Source organism: Actinocorallia sp. A-T 12471, from assembly GCF_033875155.1.
Taxonomy (GTDB): domain Bacteria; phylum Actinomycetota; class Actinomycetes; order Streptosporangiales; family Streptosporangiaceae; genus Actinocorallia.
In genome coordinates this window covers 36,605-52,792 of record NZ_JAWZTE010000012.1, presented here as the reverse complement: position 1 = coordinate 52,792, position 16,188 = coordinate 36,605, and the positions used below count along the sequence as shown (strand labels likewise).

The following is a 16,188-nucleotide window of genomic DNA, read 5'->3' as shown; positions in this document are numbered from 1 at the left end:
CCGAACGCGACTAGGAGGCCCCGTGGACTGGGGTGGACGGCTCGCCGAACTGGCCGCCGCGCACGGGGTGCCCGGCGCGTCGCTGGCGGTGCGGCACCGGGGCGGCACCGTCGAGCACGCCACAGGGGTGCTGAGCACCGCGACGAACGTGCCGGTGACGCCCGGCTCGCTGTTCCAGATCGGTTCGGTGACCAAGGTCTGGACGGCGACGCAGACGCTGCTGCTCGCCGAGCGCGGCGACCTCGACCTCGACGCCCCCGTCAGGGACGCGCTGCCCGAGTTCGCGGTCGCCGACCCGGCCGCCACCGCCGAGGTGACGATAAGGCAGCTGCTCAGCCACACCTCGGGCATAGACGGCGACTTCTTCTTCGACACGGGACGCGGCGACGACTGTCTGGAGAAGTACGTCAGGGAATGCGCGCGCCTTACGCAGCTGCACCCTCCGGGCGTCACCCAGTCGTATGTGAACGCCGGTTACAGCATCCTCGGCCGTATCGTCGAGAAGAAGACCGGCCTGGTGTGGGATCGGGCCATGCGCGAGATGGTCGTGGACCCCCTCGGCCTCGACGGCGTCTGCACCCTTCCCGAGGAGGCTTTGCTCCGCCGTACGGCGGTCGGACACCTCGGCAAGGGCGACAAGCTGAAGCCGACTCCCGTATGGGGGCTGATGCGCTCGGGCGGCCCCGCCGGGGCGACGATGTGCGCGACCGCCGCCGACGCCGTCGCGTTCGGCGCGGCGCACCTCGCGCCGGGCCTGCTCACCGAGGAGTCCCTGACGGCCATGCGCACCCCCCAGATCGAGGTGCCGAACCCGCACGGCCTCGGCACGCACTGGGGCCTCGGCTGGATTCTCGACACGTGGGACGGCCACCCCGTCCTGTGGCACTCGGGCAGCACGATCGGGCAGAACGCGGCGCTCTGGGTGGTGCCGGACGCCGACCTGATCGTCGCGCTGCTCAGCAACGGCGGCTACGACGGCGCGCTCGCCGCCGAGCTGTCCCGGGAGATCTTCGCCGAGCTGGCCGGGATCGCGGTGCGGGAGATGCCCGAGCCGTCGCCGGAACCGCTCGACCTTGATCTCGCCTCCTACACCGGCCTGTACGACCGCGGGCACGTCAGGACGACGATCACCGACACGCCGCGCGGCCTGCACGCGCGGGTCGAGACCACGACGCCGGCGCTGGCGGCGCTCTCCGAGCCGCTGGAGCTGGAACTGTCCCCTGTCGACGAGGTGACGTTCGTCGGCACGGCCGAGGGGAATCCCGCCAAGGTGCCGTTCGTCTTCCACCGGCTCCCCGACGGGTCATTCCACGTCCACTACAGCGCCCGTACCAACCCCCGGATAGCGGCGGCCGACAGTGCGCGCTGAGGGGTTCGACCGCGAGGCGATGACCGCCGACCTCGCGGCGCTGGTGTCGGCCGAGTCGCCGAGCGGCGACGCCGCCGCGCTCGCCGCGTGCCGCGAGGTCGTCGCGGAGCTGGGCGGCAGGCTGCTCGGGGCCGCGCCGACCGAGCTCGGCGAGCACCTGCGCTGGGGCCCGGAGCGGCCCAGGGTGCTGCTGCTCGGCCACTACGACACGGTCTGGCCGGTCGGGACGCTCGCGCGCCGCCCGTTCGAGGTCGCCGGAGCGCGCGCGACGGGCCCGGGATGCTTCGACATGAAGGCGGGGCTCGTCCAGCTGTTCCACGCGCTCGGCGCGGTGCCCGGCCGTGCCGACGTGGGCGTTCTTGTCACCTCGGACGAGGAGACGGGCTCGGAGACGTCGCGTGAGCTGATCGAGTCGACCGCGCGTGACGCCCAGGCCGTCCTCGTCGCGGAGCCGAGCGCGGGCGGGGCGCTGAAGACGTCGCGCAAGGGGCTCGCCCGGTACGACCTGCGGATCTTCGGCAAAGCCGCGCATACCGGGCTCGATCCGGAACGCGGGGTGAACGCGGCGCTCGAGCTGGCCCACCAGATCCGGGCGATCGCGGCGCTGGCCGCGCCCGCGCGCGGCACGACCGTCACGCCCTCGGTGTGCTCGGCGGGCACGACGGTCAACACGGTTCCGGCTTCTGCGGCTCTCGCGGTGGATGTGCGGGCCTATGACGCTGCCGAACTCGACAGGATCGACCGGTGGATGCGGGCGCGTCGCGCGGTCCTGCCGGGGGCGCGGCTCGAGGTGCACCCGGGTCCGCGCCGTGGACCGCTCCAGCGCTCGGCGTCGTTCGGACTGTTCCAACAGGCGGTCCGCGCCGCCGAGGAGACCGGGCTTCCCGCGCTGCGCGAGGCGTCGGTCGGCGGCGGCTCCGACGGCAACCTGACCGCCGCCCTCGGCGTCCCGACCCTCGACGGCCTCGGCGCGGTCGGCGGCGGCGCGCACGCCGACGACGAGTGGGTCGACCTCCGCGCCCTCCCCGACCGCGCCGCCCTCCTCGCCGCCCTCCTCCGCCGCCTCTCCTGACCGCCGGGCAGGGGAGGCTTGGGCCAGGAAGCCGGGCGCCCCGGCGCTGCCCCGCAGGCCCCCAGGGCCGGAGGGGCAGTGCCGGGCTTGCAAGCGCCCGGCTTCCGGGCCGCAATAAGCACTGTGAGATCGCACCAAAAAAGGGCTTTCGGTTGGCAGGGTGGACGATGAGTGCGGGCCGGAAGCGGGGCAGGCTTGTTCCGTGAGCGAGATCGAGGTGCGCGAGCCGCACGACCCCGCCGAGCACCGGGCGGCGGCTGAGCTGATGGCCGAGGTGTGGGGGCAGGCGCTCACCGAGCCCGGCATGCTGACGGCGCTCGCGCACTCCGGCAACTACGTCGCGGGGGCGTACCGGGGAGCTGAGCTCGTCGGGTTCTCCTTCGGCTTCCTGACCGCCGAGGGCGCGCTGCACTCGCACGCGACGGCGGTACGTCCCGACATGCGGGGGCGGGGGCTCGGCCGCAGGCTCAAGCTGCACCAGCGGGACTGGGCGCTGGAACACGGTCTGCACGAGATCGTCTGGACGTTCGACCCCTTGGTCCGCCGTAACGCGCACTTCAACATGCACGTCCTCGGGGCCTGCCCAGTGGAGTACCTTCCGGACTTCTACGGGGCGATGCGCGACCGCGTCAACGAAGGGGTTCCCTCGGACCGCCTCCTTGTCCGCTGGCCCCTCGACGCGCCTGCCACGCCCGTCCCGGATCGCGCGGCCCTCCAGGACGCCGGCGCACGCGTCCTCCTGTCCCCGGACTCCGAAGCCCCTGAGGACACCCCCTACAGCGGCGTCCTTCTCGTCGCCGTCCCCGCCGACATAGAGCGGCTGCGCGAGAAGGACACGGAACACGCCACCCAAGCCAGGTACGCGGTCCGTGCCGCCCTGGCCCCCGCGCTCGCGGCGGGCCTGCGGATCACGGGGATCACCCGCGACGGGTTCTACGCGCTCGAGGAGAGCCGATGACACTTGAGGGCCTTGAGCTGCGCTGGATCGACATCCCCCTGGTGTCGCCGTTCCGCACCTCGTTCGGCACCGAGACCGAGCGCCGCGTGCTGCTGGTGCGCGCGGTCACCGGCGACGGCGACGGCTGGGGCGAGTGCGTGGCGATGGCCGAGCCCGTCTACTCGCCCGAGTACGTGGACGGCGCGGCCCAAGTGATCCGCGACTTCCTCGTCCCGAAGCTCACCCCCGACGCCGACCCGTGGGCCGCCGAGCGCGCTTTCCGGCCCGTGCACGGCCACCCCATGGCCAAGGCGGCAGTCGAAGCGGCCCTGCTCGACGCGTGGCTGAGGGCGCGGAACACGTCGTTCGGCGAGTTCCTCGGCGCGGTGCGTCCGGCGGTCCCCTCGGGCGTCTCCGTGGGGATCATGGACTCCGTCCCGAGGCTCCTTGAGGCAGTCGACGGGTACGTCGCCGAGGGGTATGCGCGGATCAAGCTGAAGATCGAGCCCGGCTGGGACCTCGCGCCGGTGCGCGCGGTCCGCGAACGCCACCCCGACGTCATGCTCCAGGTCGACGCCAACACCGCCTACACCCTCGCCGACGCCCGCCACCTCGCCAAGCTCGACCCGTTCGACCTGCTGCTGATCGAACAGCCCCTGCCCGAGGACGACATCGCCGGCCACGCCGTCCTCGCGACCCGCCTGGCCACCCCGGTCTGCCTCGACGAGTCGATCACGTCCGCCGCGATCGCCGCCGACGCCATCGTGCGCGGCGCGACGTCGATCGTGAACATCAAGCCCGGACGGGTCGGCGGTTTCCTCGAGGCCCGCCGCGTCCACGACGTGTGCGCCGCGCACGGCGTCCCGGTGTGGTGCGGCGGCATGCTGGAGACGGGCATCGGCCGCGCCGCCAACGTCGCGCTCGCCGCGCTCCCGAACTTCACCCTCCCCGGCGACACCTCCGCGTCCTCCCGCTACTACGCCACCGACGTGACCGAGCCGTTCGTGCTGGAAGACGGTTGCCTGCGCGTCCCGACGGGGCCCGGCATCGGCGTCGTCCCCGACCAGGGCGTCCTGCGGGAGCTGACGGTGCGGACCGAGTTCCTGCCGGTCGGGATACACGGCTGAAAGAGGCGGGTCGTACCGTGGGCGCATGGCGTCCGGTTTGAAGCGATTGCTGGAGGATCTCGGCTCGACCGTCGTGGGGTTCGCCGCGCTCCCGTCGGACGGGGGCGCCGAGGTGACCGGGGTGCACATCCACGACCCGCTTGAGGGCGAGCCCGGTCTCGCGCCCGGCGCGCTCGTGCTCGGGGTCGGCCTCGACGGCGCGGCCGAGGAGCCCGTCGCGGCGCTGCTGGCCGAGCTGGCCCGCTGCGGCGCTGCGGGGCTGATGGTGAAGGCGGCCGCGCCGCCGGGACCCGCGCTGCGCAAGGCCGTCGCCGAGACCGGCGTCGGGCTGCTCGGCCTCACCCGCGCGGCGTCGTGGGCGCAGATCGCGGCGCTGGTCCGCTCGCTGCTCGGCGAGGGCGAGACCGGCGGCGACGAGAGCGAAGCCGACCTGTTCGCGGTCGCCAACGCCGTCTGCGCGCTCCTCGACGCCCCCGTGACGATCGAGGACCGCTCGTCGCGCGTCCTTGCCTACTCGGGGCGGCAGGAGGAGGCCGACGAGTTCCGCGTCGAGACGATCCTCGGCCGCCGCGTCCCGGAGAGATTCATCCGTCTTTATGAGGAGATGGGGTTCTTTCGGACGCTGTACCAGAGCCGCGAGCCCGTCCATCTCGACGTCCCGGGGATGCTGCCGCGCGCGGCGGTCGCCGTCAGGGCCGGGGACGAGATCCTCGGCTCGATGTGGGCGGCGGTCCGCGAACCGCTCACCGACCAGCGCGCCGCCGCGTTCGCCGACGCCGCCAAGATCGTCGCGCTGCACCTGCTGCGCCGCCGCGCCGGGTCCGACGTGCAGCGCAGGCTGCGCGCGGAACTGCTCACCACGGTCCTCACCCGGGGCGAGCAGGCCGCGGAGGCCGCCGCCCGCCTCGACCTCGCCACCAACCGGGTCTGCGTCCTGGCGGCCCAGCTGACGGCCGCGGGGGAGACGCTGAGCGCCCGCGCCGAAAGCGAACGGCAGCGGTTCTGCGACGCGCTCGCCCTGCACGTCGGGGCCATCCACCCACGGGCGGCAGCCGCCCTCGTAGGCAACGTCGCGTACGCCGTGCTGCCTTTGCAGGGCGGGCAGTCCCGCGCCGTCCAGGTCGCCGAGGACTTCCTCGCCCGCGTCGGCGCGCGCCACCCCGCCAACATCGGCGTCGGCCGCCTCGCCCGCTCCCTCGCCGACATCACCCGCTCCCGCGACGACGCCGACCGCGCGCTGCGCGTCCTGCAAGAACGCGGCGCGACCGGCAGGGCGGTCCACTTCCGCGACGTCCACTTCGACTCGCTGCTGCTCCAACTCGGCGACCTCGCCGCCCAACAGGACCAGGCCCCCACCGGCCCCTACCGACGCCTCATCGAGCACGACCGCGAACACGGCACCGACCTGTGCGCGACCCTCGCCGCCTACCTCGACGCCTTCGGCAACGTCAACGACGCGGCCGCCGCCGTCCGCGTCCACCCCAACACCTTCCGCTACCGGCTGCGCCGCCTCTGCGAGATCTCCGGACTCGACCTCGCCGACCCCGACGCGCGCCTCGCCGTCATGCTCCAGCTCAGGCTGTACGGATCGACAAGCGGGCCGTCGCGGCTTGTGCGATCCGATGAAGACTTAGCCGAGGGCGTTCGGAAACCTTGTGGATCTCCTCTCACCCCCCAGGGAGACCCCATGAAGAAGGCCCTCGCCGTCGGGCTCGCGGTGGCGCTGAGCAGCGCCGCGTGCGGCTCCGACGGCTCCTCCGACACGCCCGAGGTGGTCAGCGGAGGCACGTTCACGTTCGCGCTGTCGGCCGACCCCGGCGCGCTCGAACCCGCGAGCGCGGCCCTCGGCGTCACCAACACGACACTCGGGTTCGCCTACGACCCCCTCGTCCACTCCGACGCCGAGGGGCGGATCATCTCCGGGCTCGCCGAGCGGTGGGACGCCTCGGCGAACCAGGTCGTCTTCACGCTGCGCGAGAACGTCACGTGCGCGGACGGCTCGCCGGTGACGGCCAAGACCGTCGCGGACTCGATGAACTACCTGGCCGACCCGGCCAACAAGGCGATCCTGCTCGGCGTGCTCGTCCCGAGCGGGATGACGGCCACCGCCGACGAAGCCGCCGGAACCGTCACGCTCGCGACTAAGGAGCCGAATCCGTTCCTTCTCGAGTCGATGACGGCGGTCTCCGTGGTGTGCGGGAAGGGGCTCGCCGATAGGAGCCTTCTGCAAGCCGGGACGTCGGGATCGGGCCCGTACGAGCTCACCGAAGCCGTCTCGGGGGATCACTACACGTTCAAGGTCCGCAAGGGTTACGCCTGGGGGCCGGGCGGGGCCGGGATCGTCGCGGGGATGCCCGACACCGTCGTGCTGAAGGTCGTCAAGGACGAGTCGACGGCAGCGAACCTCATCACCACCGGCGGCCTTACGGCGGGTCAGTTCACCGGGCCGGACCGCGCGCGGGTGGCGGCGCTGCCCGGCGTCACCAAGGGCGAGGCGCCGGACGGCATCGGGGAGTTCTTCTTCCACCAGGGGGAGGGGCGGCCCGGGGCGTCACCCGAGGTGCGCAGGTCCCTCGTGCAGGCGCTGAACCTTGACGAGCTGCGCAAGATCGCGTCCGGGGGCAACGGGGTGCCCGCGACCCATCTGACGTCGCTCGCGCCCGACCCCTGCCGTGGCGACGCCGTCAGCGGGAACCTGCCCTCCTCGGACGCCACCGCAGCCGCAAGCGCGCTTGACGCGGCCGGCTGGAAGGCGGGTGCTGACGGTATCCGTACGAAGGACGGCAAGAAGCTCACCCTGCGCGTCGCGTACCAGACGTCGGCGGGGCCGTCCGTACAGGCGGGACTTGAGTACGTCGCGCAGAAGTGGAAGGACGTCGGGGTCGAGACCAAGCTCGTCGGCAGCGCCGATGCCGCCTACTCGGACTCGCTGTTCAAGAACGGCGACTGGGACATGGCGTGGGTGCCGCTCGGCCTCAGCCTGCCCACCCAACTCCTCGGCTACCTGTCCGGAGAGACGCCGGACAAGGGCGGCGTCAACTTCGCCCACCTGGACAACGCCGAGTACGTGCGGCTGTCCGGCGAGGCGGCCGGGAAGGTCGGCGCGGCGGGCTGCGACGGGTGGACCGCCGCCCAGGCCGCGCTGGTGAAGAACGTCGACGTGGTCCCGGTCGTGCTGCCGACGCAGCTCGTCGCGGCCAAGAACGCCGAGGTCGACGTGATCGGCGGCATCGTGCGTCCGACGTCCATCCGGATGCTCGCGCCGTGAGGTGGGGGCGGCGCGTTGTCCGGTTCGTCCTTTCCCTGGGCGGGGTCGTCGTGGCGTCCTTCGCCATGCTCCACCTCATCCCGGGCGATCCGGTGCGCGCCGCCCTCGGGCCCACCGCGCCCGCCGACGTCGTCGCGCGGCGCAGGTCGGAACTGGGGCTCGACCGGCCGCTGCCCGACCAGTTCACCGCGTACGTCGGCGGGATCTTCCGGGGCGACCTCGGGGAGTCGTTCCTTTCGCGCAGGCCGGCCGCCGAGGTGATCGGCGACAGGCTGCCCGCCACCGTCCAGCTCGTCGCGGTGACGATGCTGCTCGCCCTCGCCGTCGCGGTGCCGCTCGGGATGTGGGCGGCGGCCCGCACCGAGAACGGCAGGGGACGCTGCACGGAACTCGCGTTCACCACGGCCACGGGGGCGTTGTCGGTGGTTCCCGAGTTCCTGCTGGCGGTCGGGATGGTCGCGGTGTTCGGGGTGACGCTCGGCTGGCTGCCGGTCGCGGGCAAGGACGGGCCCGCGTCGTTCGTCATGCCGGTCCTCGCCCTCGCGGCCGGGCCGACGGCGCTGCTCGCGCGGCTCGTCCGGGTGGAGACGCTGCGGGAGCTCGGCGCGGATTATGTGCGGTTGGCGCGCGCTAAGAGGCTGCCGCCTGTACGCGTTCATCTGCGGCATCTGCTGCCCAACACCCTCACCGCGACGCTGACGACCGGGGGACTGCTGCTCGCGTCGCTGCTCGGCGGGTCGGTCGTGATCGAGTATGTCTTCCAGTGGCCGGGGCTCGGTGGGGCGGCCGTCGAGGCGATCGCGGGCAAGGACTACGCGCTCGCGCAGGCGGCGGTTCTGGTCTATGGGGCGATCTCGCTGACCGTTCTGCTCGCGGTGGACCTCGCGCTGGGTCTTCTGGACCGCCGCTCGGCCCTCGGGAGCCGGGGATGAGGCGGAGTCCGGCGGCGCGCTGCGGGGCCGTCCTCGTCGCGCTCACGCTCGTCCTGGCGGTGCTGGGGCCGTGGGTGTGGGGCGCGGAGGCCGCGCGGTTCGACCCCATGCACACCCTCGAGGGGCACAGCTCGGCGCACTGGCTGGGGACCGACGACGGCGGCCGCGACATGCTTGCCCGCACCCTCGCCGCCACCCGGCTGAGCGTGCTGCTCGCCGCTCTGGCGACGGCCTTGGGGGCCGTTCTGGGCGTCACCCTCGGGGCGTTGCCTTCGGTGCTCGGGGAGCGCGCTGCGCGGTTCGTCACGGCGGTCGTGAACGGGATGACGGCGATACCCGTGCTGCTGCTCGCCATGTTCGCGGCGCTGGTGGCGGGGACGGGGACGGCGGGCGCGGTCGTCGGGATCGGGGTCGCCTCCGCGCCGGGCCTGGCCAGGCTCACGCGGACCCTCGCGGCCGGGGTCGAGTCCGCCGACTACGTCGCGGCGGCGCGCATGCTCGGGACCGGACGGGTGCGGGTGCTCACCCGGCACATCCTTCCGAACATCGCGGAGCCGCTGATCCTGTCCGTCACAGCCGCGCTCGGGTACGCGCTGCTGGGCATGGCGACCCTTTCGCTGCTCGGCCTCGGCGTCCAGCCTCCGGACTATGACTGGGGACGGCTTCTGCACGACGCCCTACCGCGCGTGTACGTCGACCCGGAGGTGATCGCCGGGCCCGCGCTGGCCGTGGCCGTCGCGGGTATCGGGTTCACCCTTGTGGGGGAGTCCTTGGCCCGCGCCGCGGCGCGGACCCCTGTGCCGCCCGGAGCCGGGAAGGGGGCCGAGCTCCCCCTCGGGCCCGCCTCCCGGCCCGGGCTCTCCTCCGCTTCTGAGGCGGTTCTTGAGGTGCGGGATCTGACGGTGTTTTTCGGGGGCGTGACGCCGGTGCGAGGGGTGTCGTTCACCGTCGCGTCGGGGGAGGTCGTGGGGATCGTCGGGGAGTCGGGCAGCGGGAAGAGCCTTACCGCGCTGGCCGTAGGCGGGCTTGTGCCTTATCCCGGACGGGTGCGCGGGGATGTGCTCCTCGAAGGGAAGCCGCTCGGGGAGTTGTCGCGTAAGGAGCTGGGGACCCGGCTCGCGATGGTGTTCCAGGATCCGCTTTCCGCGTTGAACCCCGCGCTGCGGGTGGGGACGCAGCTCGCCGAGACCGCGACCGTCCATTTGGGGATGACGCGGCGTGAGGCGCGGGCGCGGGCCGTCGCACGGCTTGAGCGCACGGGGGTGGCGGCCGAGCGGGTGTCGTCGTTCCCGCACGAGCTCAGCGGGGGGATGCGGCAGCGCGCGGTCATCGCGATGGGGCTGATGGGCGATCCCCGGCTGATCGTCGCGGACGAGCCGACCACCGCGCTCGACACGACCGTCCAGCGCAAAGTGCTCGACCTCCTTGGCGAGGTCGTACGGGACACGGGAGCGGGGGCGGTGCTCATCTCGCATGACATCGCGGTCGTCTCCAGCCGGTGTGACCGGGTGCTCGTCATGTACGCGGGGAGGGTCGTGGAGGAGGTCCCCGCGGATCGGCTCCGCAAGGCAAGGCATCCGTACACGCGGGCGTTGGTGGCGTCGATACCCGACCTCGGTACCGACCGGAGCCTTCCGCTCGCGTCAATCCCGGGAGCACAGCCCGTTCCTTCCGCTGTGGGGGAGGGGTGCGCCTTCGCCGACCGGTGCGGGTTCGCGGATGAGGTGTGCCTCCGCGAGACGCCTGCGCTTGTGGGAGGGGTGGCGTGCCATCACCCGTCGGGGGAGGGCGCGGTGGGGGCGTCAAAGGAGGGGTCGCGGGACGGCAGGGGAGAGGTCGCGGCTGAGGGGAGCGGCGGATGAGGCTGTGGCGGCGTCAGGAGGGCGGGGACCGTGCGGCCGGGGGCGGGGTGAAGGTCGTGGATCTTCGCGTCCGGTACGGGGGTTTCACGGCCGTCGACGGGGTGTCGTTCGAGATCGCCGAGGGGGAGGTGCTCGGGCTCGTCGGGGAGTCCGGGTCGGGGAAGTCGAGCGTCGGGCGCGCGCTGGCGGGGCTCGTGCCTTACGAGGGGGAGGTGCGCGGGGGAGCACGCACCCAGATGGTGTTCCAGGATCCTTACGGGTCGCTCAACCCCCGGCTCAGGATCGGCGCGGCGGTCACCGAAGGGCTCGGGTCGGGCTTGTCGCGGGAGGAGCGGGCCCGTGAGGCGGGGCGGCTGCTGGAGACCGTGGGGCTCGCCGCCGACCTCGTCGGAAGGTACCCGCGCGAGCTGTCCGGCGGGCAGCGGCAGCGGGTCGCGCTCGCCCGCGCGCTCGGCGCACGGCCCGGCCTGCTCATCGCCGACGAGATCACCTCGGCGCTCGACGCGTCGGTCCAGGGCGCGGTGCTCAACCTCGTCCGCGACCTGCGCGACTCCCTGGGCCTCGCGGTGCTGTTCGTCTCGCACGACCTCGCCGTCGTGAGGTACGTGTGCGACCGGGTTGCCGTGCTGCGCGAGGGACGCATCGTGGAGTGCGGGACCGTCGACCAGGTAACGGGATCACCGGGACACGAGTATACAAAAGCCCTGCTAGAGGCGGTCCCGAGGCTGAAGTGATCGAACATCTGATCGAACGATGTGTTATACTCGGGGTATGGACGTGATGACGCTCCCCGGTCTCGAAACGGGCTCCGCAGAGATGGATCGCCTCACCCTGTCCGCCGATGAGATCTCCGCACTCGCGCTCTCCCTCGCGCACCTCGGCGCGGGTCCGCAGGCCGCCACCGCGCGGCGCGCGCTCGCCCACCTCGCCGAGCACGGCGGGCCCGACCTCGCCGCCCTGCTCACCCCACTCGAACCGGAGACGGCGCGCCGCGCCCGCGTCCTGGCCCAGGCCATCACCGAGCGCCGTGTCGTGCGCGTCCACTATGCCGACGAGCGGCGCCGGGTCTCGCACCGCGAGGTCGAACCCGTCACCACGCTCGTGCACGGCGACCACTGGTACCTCGTCGGCTGGTGCCGGCTGCGGCACGGCGTGCGCGCGTTCCGGCTCGAGCGCATCCTGGCCGTCGAACAGACCGAACTGCCCGCCTCCCCGCACCGTCCGGACCGCTTCCTGCCCTTCCAGGGCAAGCGCGGCCAGGGCGTCCGAGCCGCCTGACCCGCCGTCGGGGCCGCGTCCGACTCTCCCCCAGCGGCCGGCCCCGACGGCCAGCCCAGCGGGTCGGTGCGGGAGGATGGGCGCATGCATCTGGCGGACGGCGTGCGGACGGTCGTCACCGACCGCACCGGCGGGTTCAGCACCGGCCCCTACGACAGCCGCAACCTCGGCGCGAACGTCGGCGACGCGCCCCGGGCCGTCGCGCGGAACCGGGCCCGCACCGTCGCCGAGATCGGCGCGGCCGGCGCGGTGTTCATGCGGCAGGTCCACGGCACCCGCGTCGAGCAGGTCACCGCCCCGCACGACGGCGTGCCCGACACCGACGCCGTCTTCACCGACGTCCCCGGCCTCGCCCTCGCCGCGCTCGGCGCGGACTGCCCCGGCGTCGTCGTCGCGGGCGACGGCTGGGTCGGCGCGGCCCACGCCGGCCGCGCGGGCACCCTCGACGGCGTCGTCCCCGCCCTCGTCGAGGCGATGCGCAAGGCCGGCGCGGAATCCCTCACCGCGCTGATCGGCCCCGGCGCGTGCGGCGGCTGCTACGAGGTCCCCGAGGAGATGCGCGCGGCCTCCCCGCCCGTCATGCGCTCCACCACGACCTGGGGCACCCCCGCGCTCGACCTGCGCGCCGCCCTCACCGCCCAGCTCGCCGACCTCGGCGTCCCCGCCGTCCACGACCCCCGCTGCACCATCGAAACTCCCGAGCTCTACTCCTACCGCCGCGACACCACGACCGGCCGCTTCGCCACCTTCACCTGGCTCACCTGACCCGTGCGCGCCCGCCGCGCGGCGAGCCGACCTCAACGGCCTCACCGGTTCCGACGCGGCCCTGCGCTGAGACGAGCTGAGCCGCGGCCTCCACCGATGCGGGCCGGCCCCCGCCCGTGCGTAGGCTTGCGGGGTGAGACGAGCTGACCGCCCCCTCCCCGGGGTCCACAAGATCGCCCAAGGCGAGGCCGAACTCCTGCGCGACGCCGACCGCGACTCAGGCTGGCTCATCCTCATCGACGGCGTCCCCCAGTCCTACATAGACCTGGACGACCCCACCCACCTCGACTTCGAATACATGCGCCTTCTGGGCGACGTGGTCGACCACCTGGGCGTGGGCGACGAACCCCTCGACGTCGTCCACATCGGCGGCGCGGGCTGCACCCTGGCCCGCTACATAGCCGCCACCCGCCCCGACTCACGCCAAATAGTCTTCGACCTGGACGCCCCCCTCATCCAACTGGTCCGCGACAACTTCCCGGTAAAACACATCCGCGGCCTCAAAATCAAGATCGCCGACGGCCGCCAGGGCCTCTCCACCCTCCCCGACGCCTCCGACGACCTCATCGTCCTTGACGCCTTCTCCGGCGCAGTAATGCCCCTCCCCCTGGCCACTGTCGAATTCACCCAGGACGTGGCCCGAGTCCTCCGCGACGACGGCGTCTACCTGGTCAACGTCGCCGACGGCGCCCGCCTCCCCTTCGCCCGCCGCCTGGCCGCCACCCTCCAACAGGTCTTCCCCCACACCCTCCTCATGGCCGAACCCCCTCTCCTACGCGGCCGCCGCTACGGCAACCTCATCCTCGCCGCCTCCCACACCCCCCTCCCCACCCAGTCCCTGACCCGCATAACCTCCTCAAAACCCATCCCCGCCCGCTGCCTGGACACCGAAGCCCTATCCCGCTTCACCTCCGGCCACCCCCCCATCCACGACAACGACCAGGTCCCCCTCCCCACTCCGCCCAAGTCCCTCTTCACCTGACCCCCGCACCAACGCCGCAGCATCGCGGTTCCGGGGAACCTTGCGGGGGATTCGGGGGTCTTAAGGGGGACTGGGAGGAAGGGGCGAGTTGTGGGTGAGGGGTATCGGGTTCGGGAGGATGGGTTTGCGTTCTGGGCGCTTGTGGGGGCGTTGGTGGTGCTCGGGGTGGCCGGGGTGGCGGTGGCGGGGGTCGTGAGCGGGGGGCGGTGGGACGCGGTGCGGGGGAAGGGGGAGGCCGGGGTGTTCCGGTTTGAGGAGAGGGTGTGCTCGGGGGTGGGGCAGAACCGGTCTTGTCGGTGGACGGGGACGTTCAGCGCCGAGAGGGGAGGGTCGCGGGGCGGGGTCGAGCTTGTGGGGGGTGACGTCGAGGGGGCGCAAGGCAAGACCGTGCCCGCGGTCGACACCGGGTCGGGCAAGGAGGTCTTTGATCCGGGGATCTCGTGGACGGTGATGATCGGGCCCGCCGCCTGGGGGATCGGGGGAGCGGCGTTGCTGGTCGCCGCGCCCGTCGTGGTGGTGCGGAGGCGGCGGAAGGCTGGGTGACGGACCCCGGAAATGGGCGGCGCCCCCTTCTCCTTGAGGTCTTTGAGGAGGAGAAGGGGGCGCCTGTTCTCAAGGGGGTCAGGTGCCGATCTTGCCGCCGTCGTTCTTGGTGATGACGACGGTGGCGGAGCGGGGGCGGCCCGCCGGGTCGAAGTCGGGCCAGTTGGAGACGGCGCGGGGGTTGGCGGGGGTGGGGGTGCCCCACGCCGTGGACGCCTCGCCGGGGTGCTGGACGTTGACGAACAGGGAGCGGCCGTCGGCGGAGAACGTGAGGCCGGTGACCTCCGCGCCGCGCGGGACGGTCAGGAACCGCTTGATCTCCTTGGTCGTCGGGTCGGCCGCGAGCATCGCGCAGTTCCCGATGTTGTCGTAGCCACGCGACGGGAGCGTCTGCGACGAGTTCGAGATGTCCGTCTGGATCCACAGTCGGCCGTCGGTGTCGAAGCCGATGCCGTCGGGGGAGCCGAAGATCGCGTCGGGGCCGAGGTTGACGGCGCTGTCGTAGGCGGGGTCGCCCGCGAGGACGAAGACGTCCCAGGTGAAGGAGAGGGCGGTGTTGTCGCCGTTCTTCTCACGCCAGCGGATGATGTGCCCGTACGGGTTCGGCGTACGCGGGTTGGCTTTGCCGCCGTTGCCGACGCCGTTGGTGAGCGTCAGGTAGACGTCCTTGTTCCCGGGGTTGACGGCGACCCATTCCGGCCGGTCGAGCTTGGTCGCGCCGACGGCGTCGGCGGCGGTCCGGGTGCGGATGAGGACGTCGGCCTGGTCCTTCCAGCCGTTCGCCTTGGTCAGCGGGCCCTTGCCGAACTCCAGCGGCAGCCAGACGCCGGAGCCGTCGTCGTTGAACTTCGCGACGTACAGGGTCCCGTGGTCGAGCGGGCTCTGGCCGAGCAGCTTGCGCAGCCGCCACGCCCCGTCGCCGACGAACTTGTAGACGTACTCGCCGTCCTGGTCGTCGCCGGTGTAGACGACGACGCGGCCCTTGGACTCGGTGACTGTCGCGCCCTCGTGCTTGATCCGGCCGAGCGCGGTCCGCTTGACGGGCGTCGAAAGCGGGTTGAACGGGTCGATCTCGACGACCCAGCCGAACCGGTTGGCCTCGTTCGGGTTCTTCGCGATGTCCCACCGCGCGTCCGACTTGTGCCAGTTGTACCCGGACGCCGCGGTGATGCCGTACCGCTTCTGCTCCGCGTCCGGCGTGAAGGACTCGTCGGTCCCGAAGTACCCGTTGAAGTTCTCCTCGCAGGTCACGTACGTGCCCCACGGGGTGTAACCGCTCGAGCAGTTGTTGATCGTGCCCTTCGGCGAGCCGGTCGCCTTCAGCAGCGCGTGCGTCTCCTTGACCGGCCCGGAGAACTTGACGGGCGTGTCGGCCGTGACCCGCCGGTTGAACAGCGAGTCCTTCAGCTCCCACTTGCCGGTCTTCTTGTTCCGCTCGACCTTGACGACGCTGACGCCATGACCCGCGACGGCCTTGTCGACCTTCTCCTTGGTCATCGTCGCGCTGCCGTCGGCGTAGTGCAGGGTCGTGTCGATGTACTCGTGGTTGACCGCGAGCAGGCCCGACGATCCCGTCAGCGGGAACAGGTGCATGCCGTCGTGGTGCGCGCCGATCTGCTGGCGCTGCTCGGCGGCGGTGTTGGAGCCGTCCTTCTTGAACTTGGGTCCCTTGCTGCTGAGGGGGGTGCCCCACGGGATCAGGACCTGGGCGGAGTAGCCCTCCGGGACGCGCACGGCGTCGTCGGTGTTGGCCGCGACCGCCTTGAAGCCGAGCAGCTTCTTGGCCGGCTTGGTCGGCTTGCCGGGCTTGCCGTGGGCGGCGGCGGGGGTCGTCATGAACCCGGCGGCGGCGACGACGGTGCCGCCGACGATGACCGCCCTGCGGGACAGGACGTCGCGGATGTGCCGGTTGTCCGAGGGGTTGGACGGGACGTCGTCCGGGTCGACGTCGGCGGTGACGCGGGTCATGCGGAACTTCCTCATCGGCTCTGGTGCGGCTGTGCACGCTGGTGCGGGTGTTCGCTCCGTGAGCTTCGACGGCCCGGAAGGCGCG

At 72.5% G+C, this 16,188-nt stretch carries 13 protein-coding genes; 12 read left to right on the top strand and 1 reads right to left on the bottom strand.

Annotated features, from left to right (window positions below; translation table 11 throughout):
* Nucleotides 1–22: 22 nt before the first annotated feature.
* The 12 genes from R9X44_RS27665 to R9X44_RS27610 all read left to right on the top strand — a co-directional run bounded on the left by R9X44_RS27665 (nucleotide 23) and on the right by R9X44_RS27610 (nucleotide 14,135).
* Nucleotides 23–1,369 (top strand): serine hydrolase domain-containing protein, encoded by a 1,347-nt coding sequence (locus tag R9X44_RS27665; protein WP_319817235.1) that lies wholly within the window; start codon nucleotides 23–25, stop codon nucleotides 1,367–1,369.
* Nucleotides 1,359–2,441, top strand: a complete 1,083-nt coding sequence (locus R9X44_RS27660; protein ID WP_319817234.1) for a M20/M25/M40 family metallo-hydrolase — start codon at nucleotides 1,359–1,361, stop codon at nucleotides 2,439–2,441. Before R9X44_RS27665 ends, R9X44_RS27660 begins: the two co-directional genes overlap by 11 nt.
* A 202-nt stretch (nucleotides 2,442–2,643) precedes the next feature.
* Nucleotides 2,644–3,399: a GNAT family N-acetyltransferase gene (locus R9X44_RS27655; RefSeq protein WP_319817233.1), complete on the top strand. Its 756-nt coding sequence runs from the start codon at nucleotides 2,644–2,646 to the stop codon at nucleotides 3,397–3,399.
* Nucleotides 3,396–4,505: an o-succinylbenzoate synthase gene (gene menC / locus R9X44_RS27650; protein ID WP_319817232.1), complete on the top strand. Its 1,110-nt coding sequence runs from the start codon at nucleotides 3,396–3,398 to the stop codon at nucleotides 4,503–4,505. Before R9X44_RS27655 ends, menC begins: the two co-directional genes overlap by 4 nt.
* A gap of 25 nt (nucleotides 4,506–4,530) precedes the next feature.
* Nucleotides 4,531–7,773 carry an ABC transporter substrate-binding protein gene (locus R9X44_RS27645; protein WP_319817231.1) on the top strand — a complete coding sequence of 1,081 codons (3,243 nt, stop codon included), beginning with the start codon at nucleotides 4,531–4,533 and terminating at the stop codon, nucleotides 7,771–7,773.
* Nucleotides 7,770–8,705, top strand: coding sequence for an ABC transporter permease (locus R9X44_RS27640; protein WP_319817230.1), 936 nt, complete (start codon nucleotides 7,770–7,772; stop codon nucleotides 8,703–8,705). Before R9X44_RS27645 ends, R9X44_RS27640 begins: the two co-directional genes overlap by 4 nt.
* A complete protein-coding gene (locus R9X44_RS27635; protein WP_319817229.1) occupies nucleotides 8,702–10,567 on the top strand; it encodes a dipeptide/oligopeptide/nickel ABC transporter permease/ATP-binding protein in 1,866 nt (621 codons plus the stop codon). The genes R9X44_RS27640 and R9X44_RS27635 overlap by 4 nt, the downstream gene beginning before the upstream one ends.
* Nucleotides 10,564–11,301, top strand: coding sequence for an ABC transporter ATP-binding protein (locus R9X44_RS27630; protein ID WP_319817228.1), 738 nt, complete (start codon nucleotides 10,564–10,566; stop codon nucleotides 11,299–11,301). The genes R9X44_RS27635 and R9X44_RS27630 overlap by 4 nt, the downstream gene beginning before the upstream one ends.
* A 37-nt stretch (nucleotides 11,302–11,338) precedes the next feature.
* A complete protein-coding gene (locus tag R9X44_RS27625; RefSeq protein WP_319817227.1) occupies nucleotides 11,339–11,845 on the top strand; it encodes a helix-turn-helix transcriptional regulator in 507 nt (168 codons plus the stop codon).
* An 84-nt stretch (nucleotides 11,846–11,929) separates the two neighbouring features.
* Nucleotides 11,930–12,610 carry a polyphenol oxidase family protein gene (locus R9X44_RS27620; protein ID WP_319817226.1) on the top strand — a complete coding sequence of 227 codons (681 nt, stop codon included), beginning with the start codon at nucleotides 11,930–11,932 and terminating at the stop codon, nucleotides 12,608–12,610.
* 133 nt (nucleotides 12,611–12,743) lie between these two features.
* A complete protein-coding gene (locus R9X44_RS27615) occupies nucleotides 12,744–13,592 on the top strand; it encodes a fused MFS/spermidine synthase (RefSeq protein WP_319817225.1) in 849 nt (282 codons plus the stop codon).
* Between the two features lie 351 nt (nucleotides 13,593–13,943).
* Nucleotides 13,944–14,135, top strand: coding sequence for a hypothetical protein (locus R9X44_RS27610; protein WP_319817224.1), 192 nt, complete (start codon nucleotides 13,944–13,946; stop codon nucleotides 14,133–14,135).
* Between the two features lie 78 nt (nucleotides 14,136–14,213).
* Here R9X44_RS27610 and R9X44_RS27605 read toward each other — a convergent pair whose 3' ends face one another.
* Nucleotides 14,214–16,103, bottom strand: coding sequence for a PhoX family phosphatase (locus R9X44_RS27605; protein ID WP_319817223.1), 1,890 nt, complete (start codon nucleotides 16,101–16,103; stop codon nucleotides 14,214–14,216).
* Nucleotides 16,104–16,188: the final 85 nt, after the last annotated feature.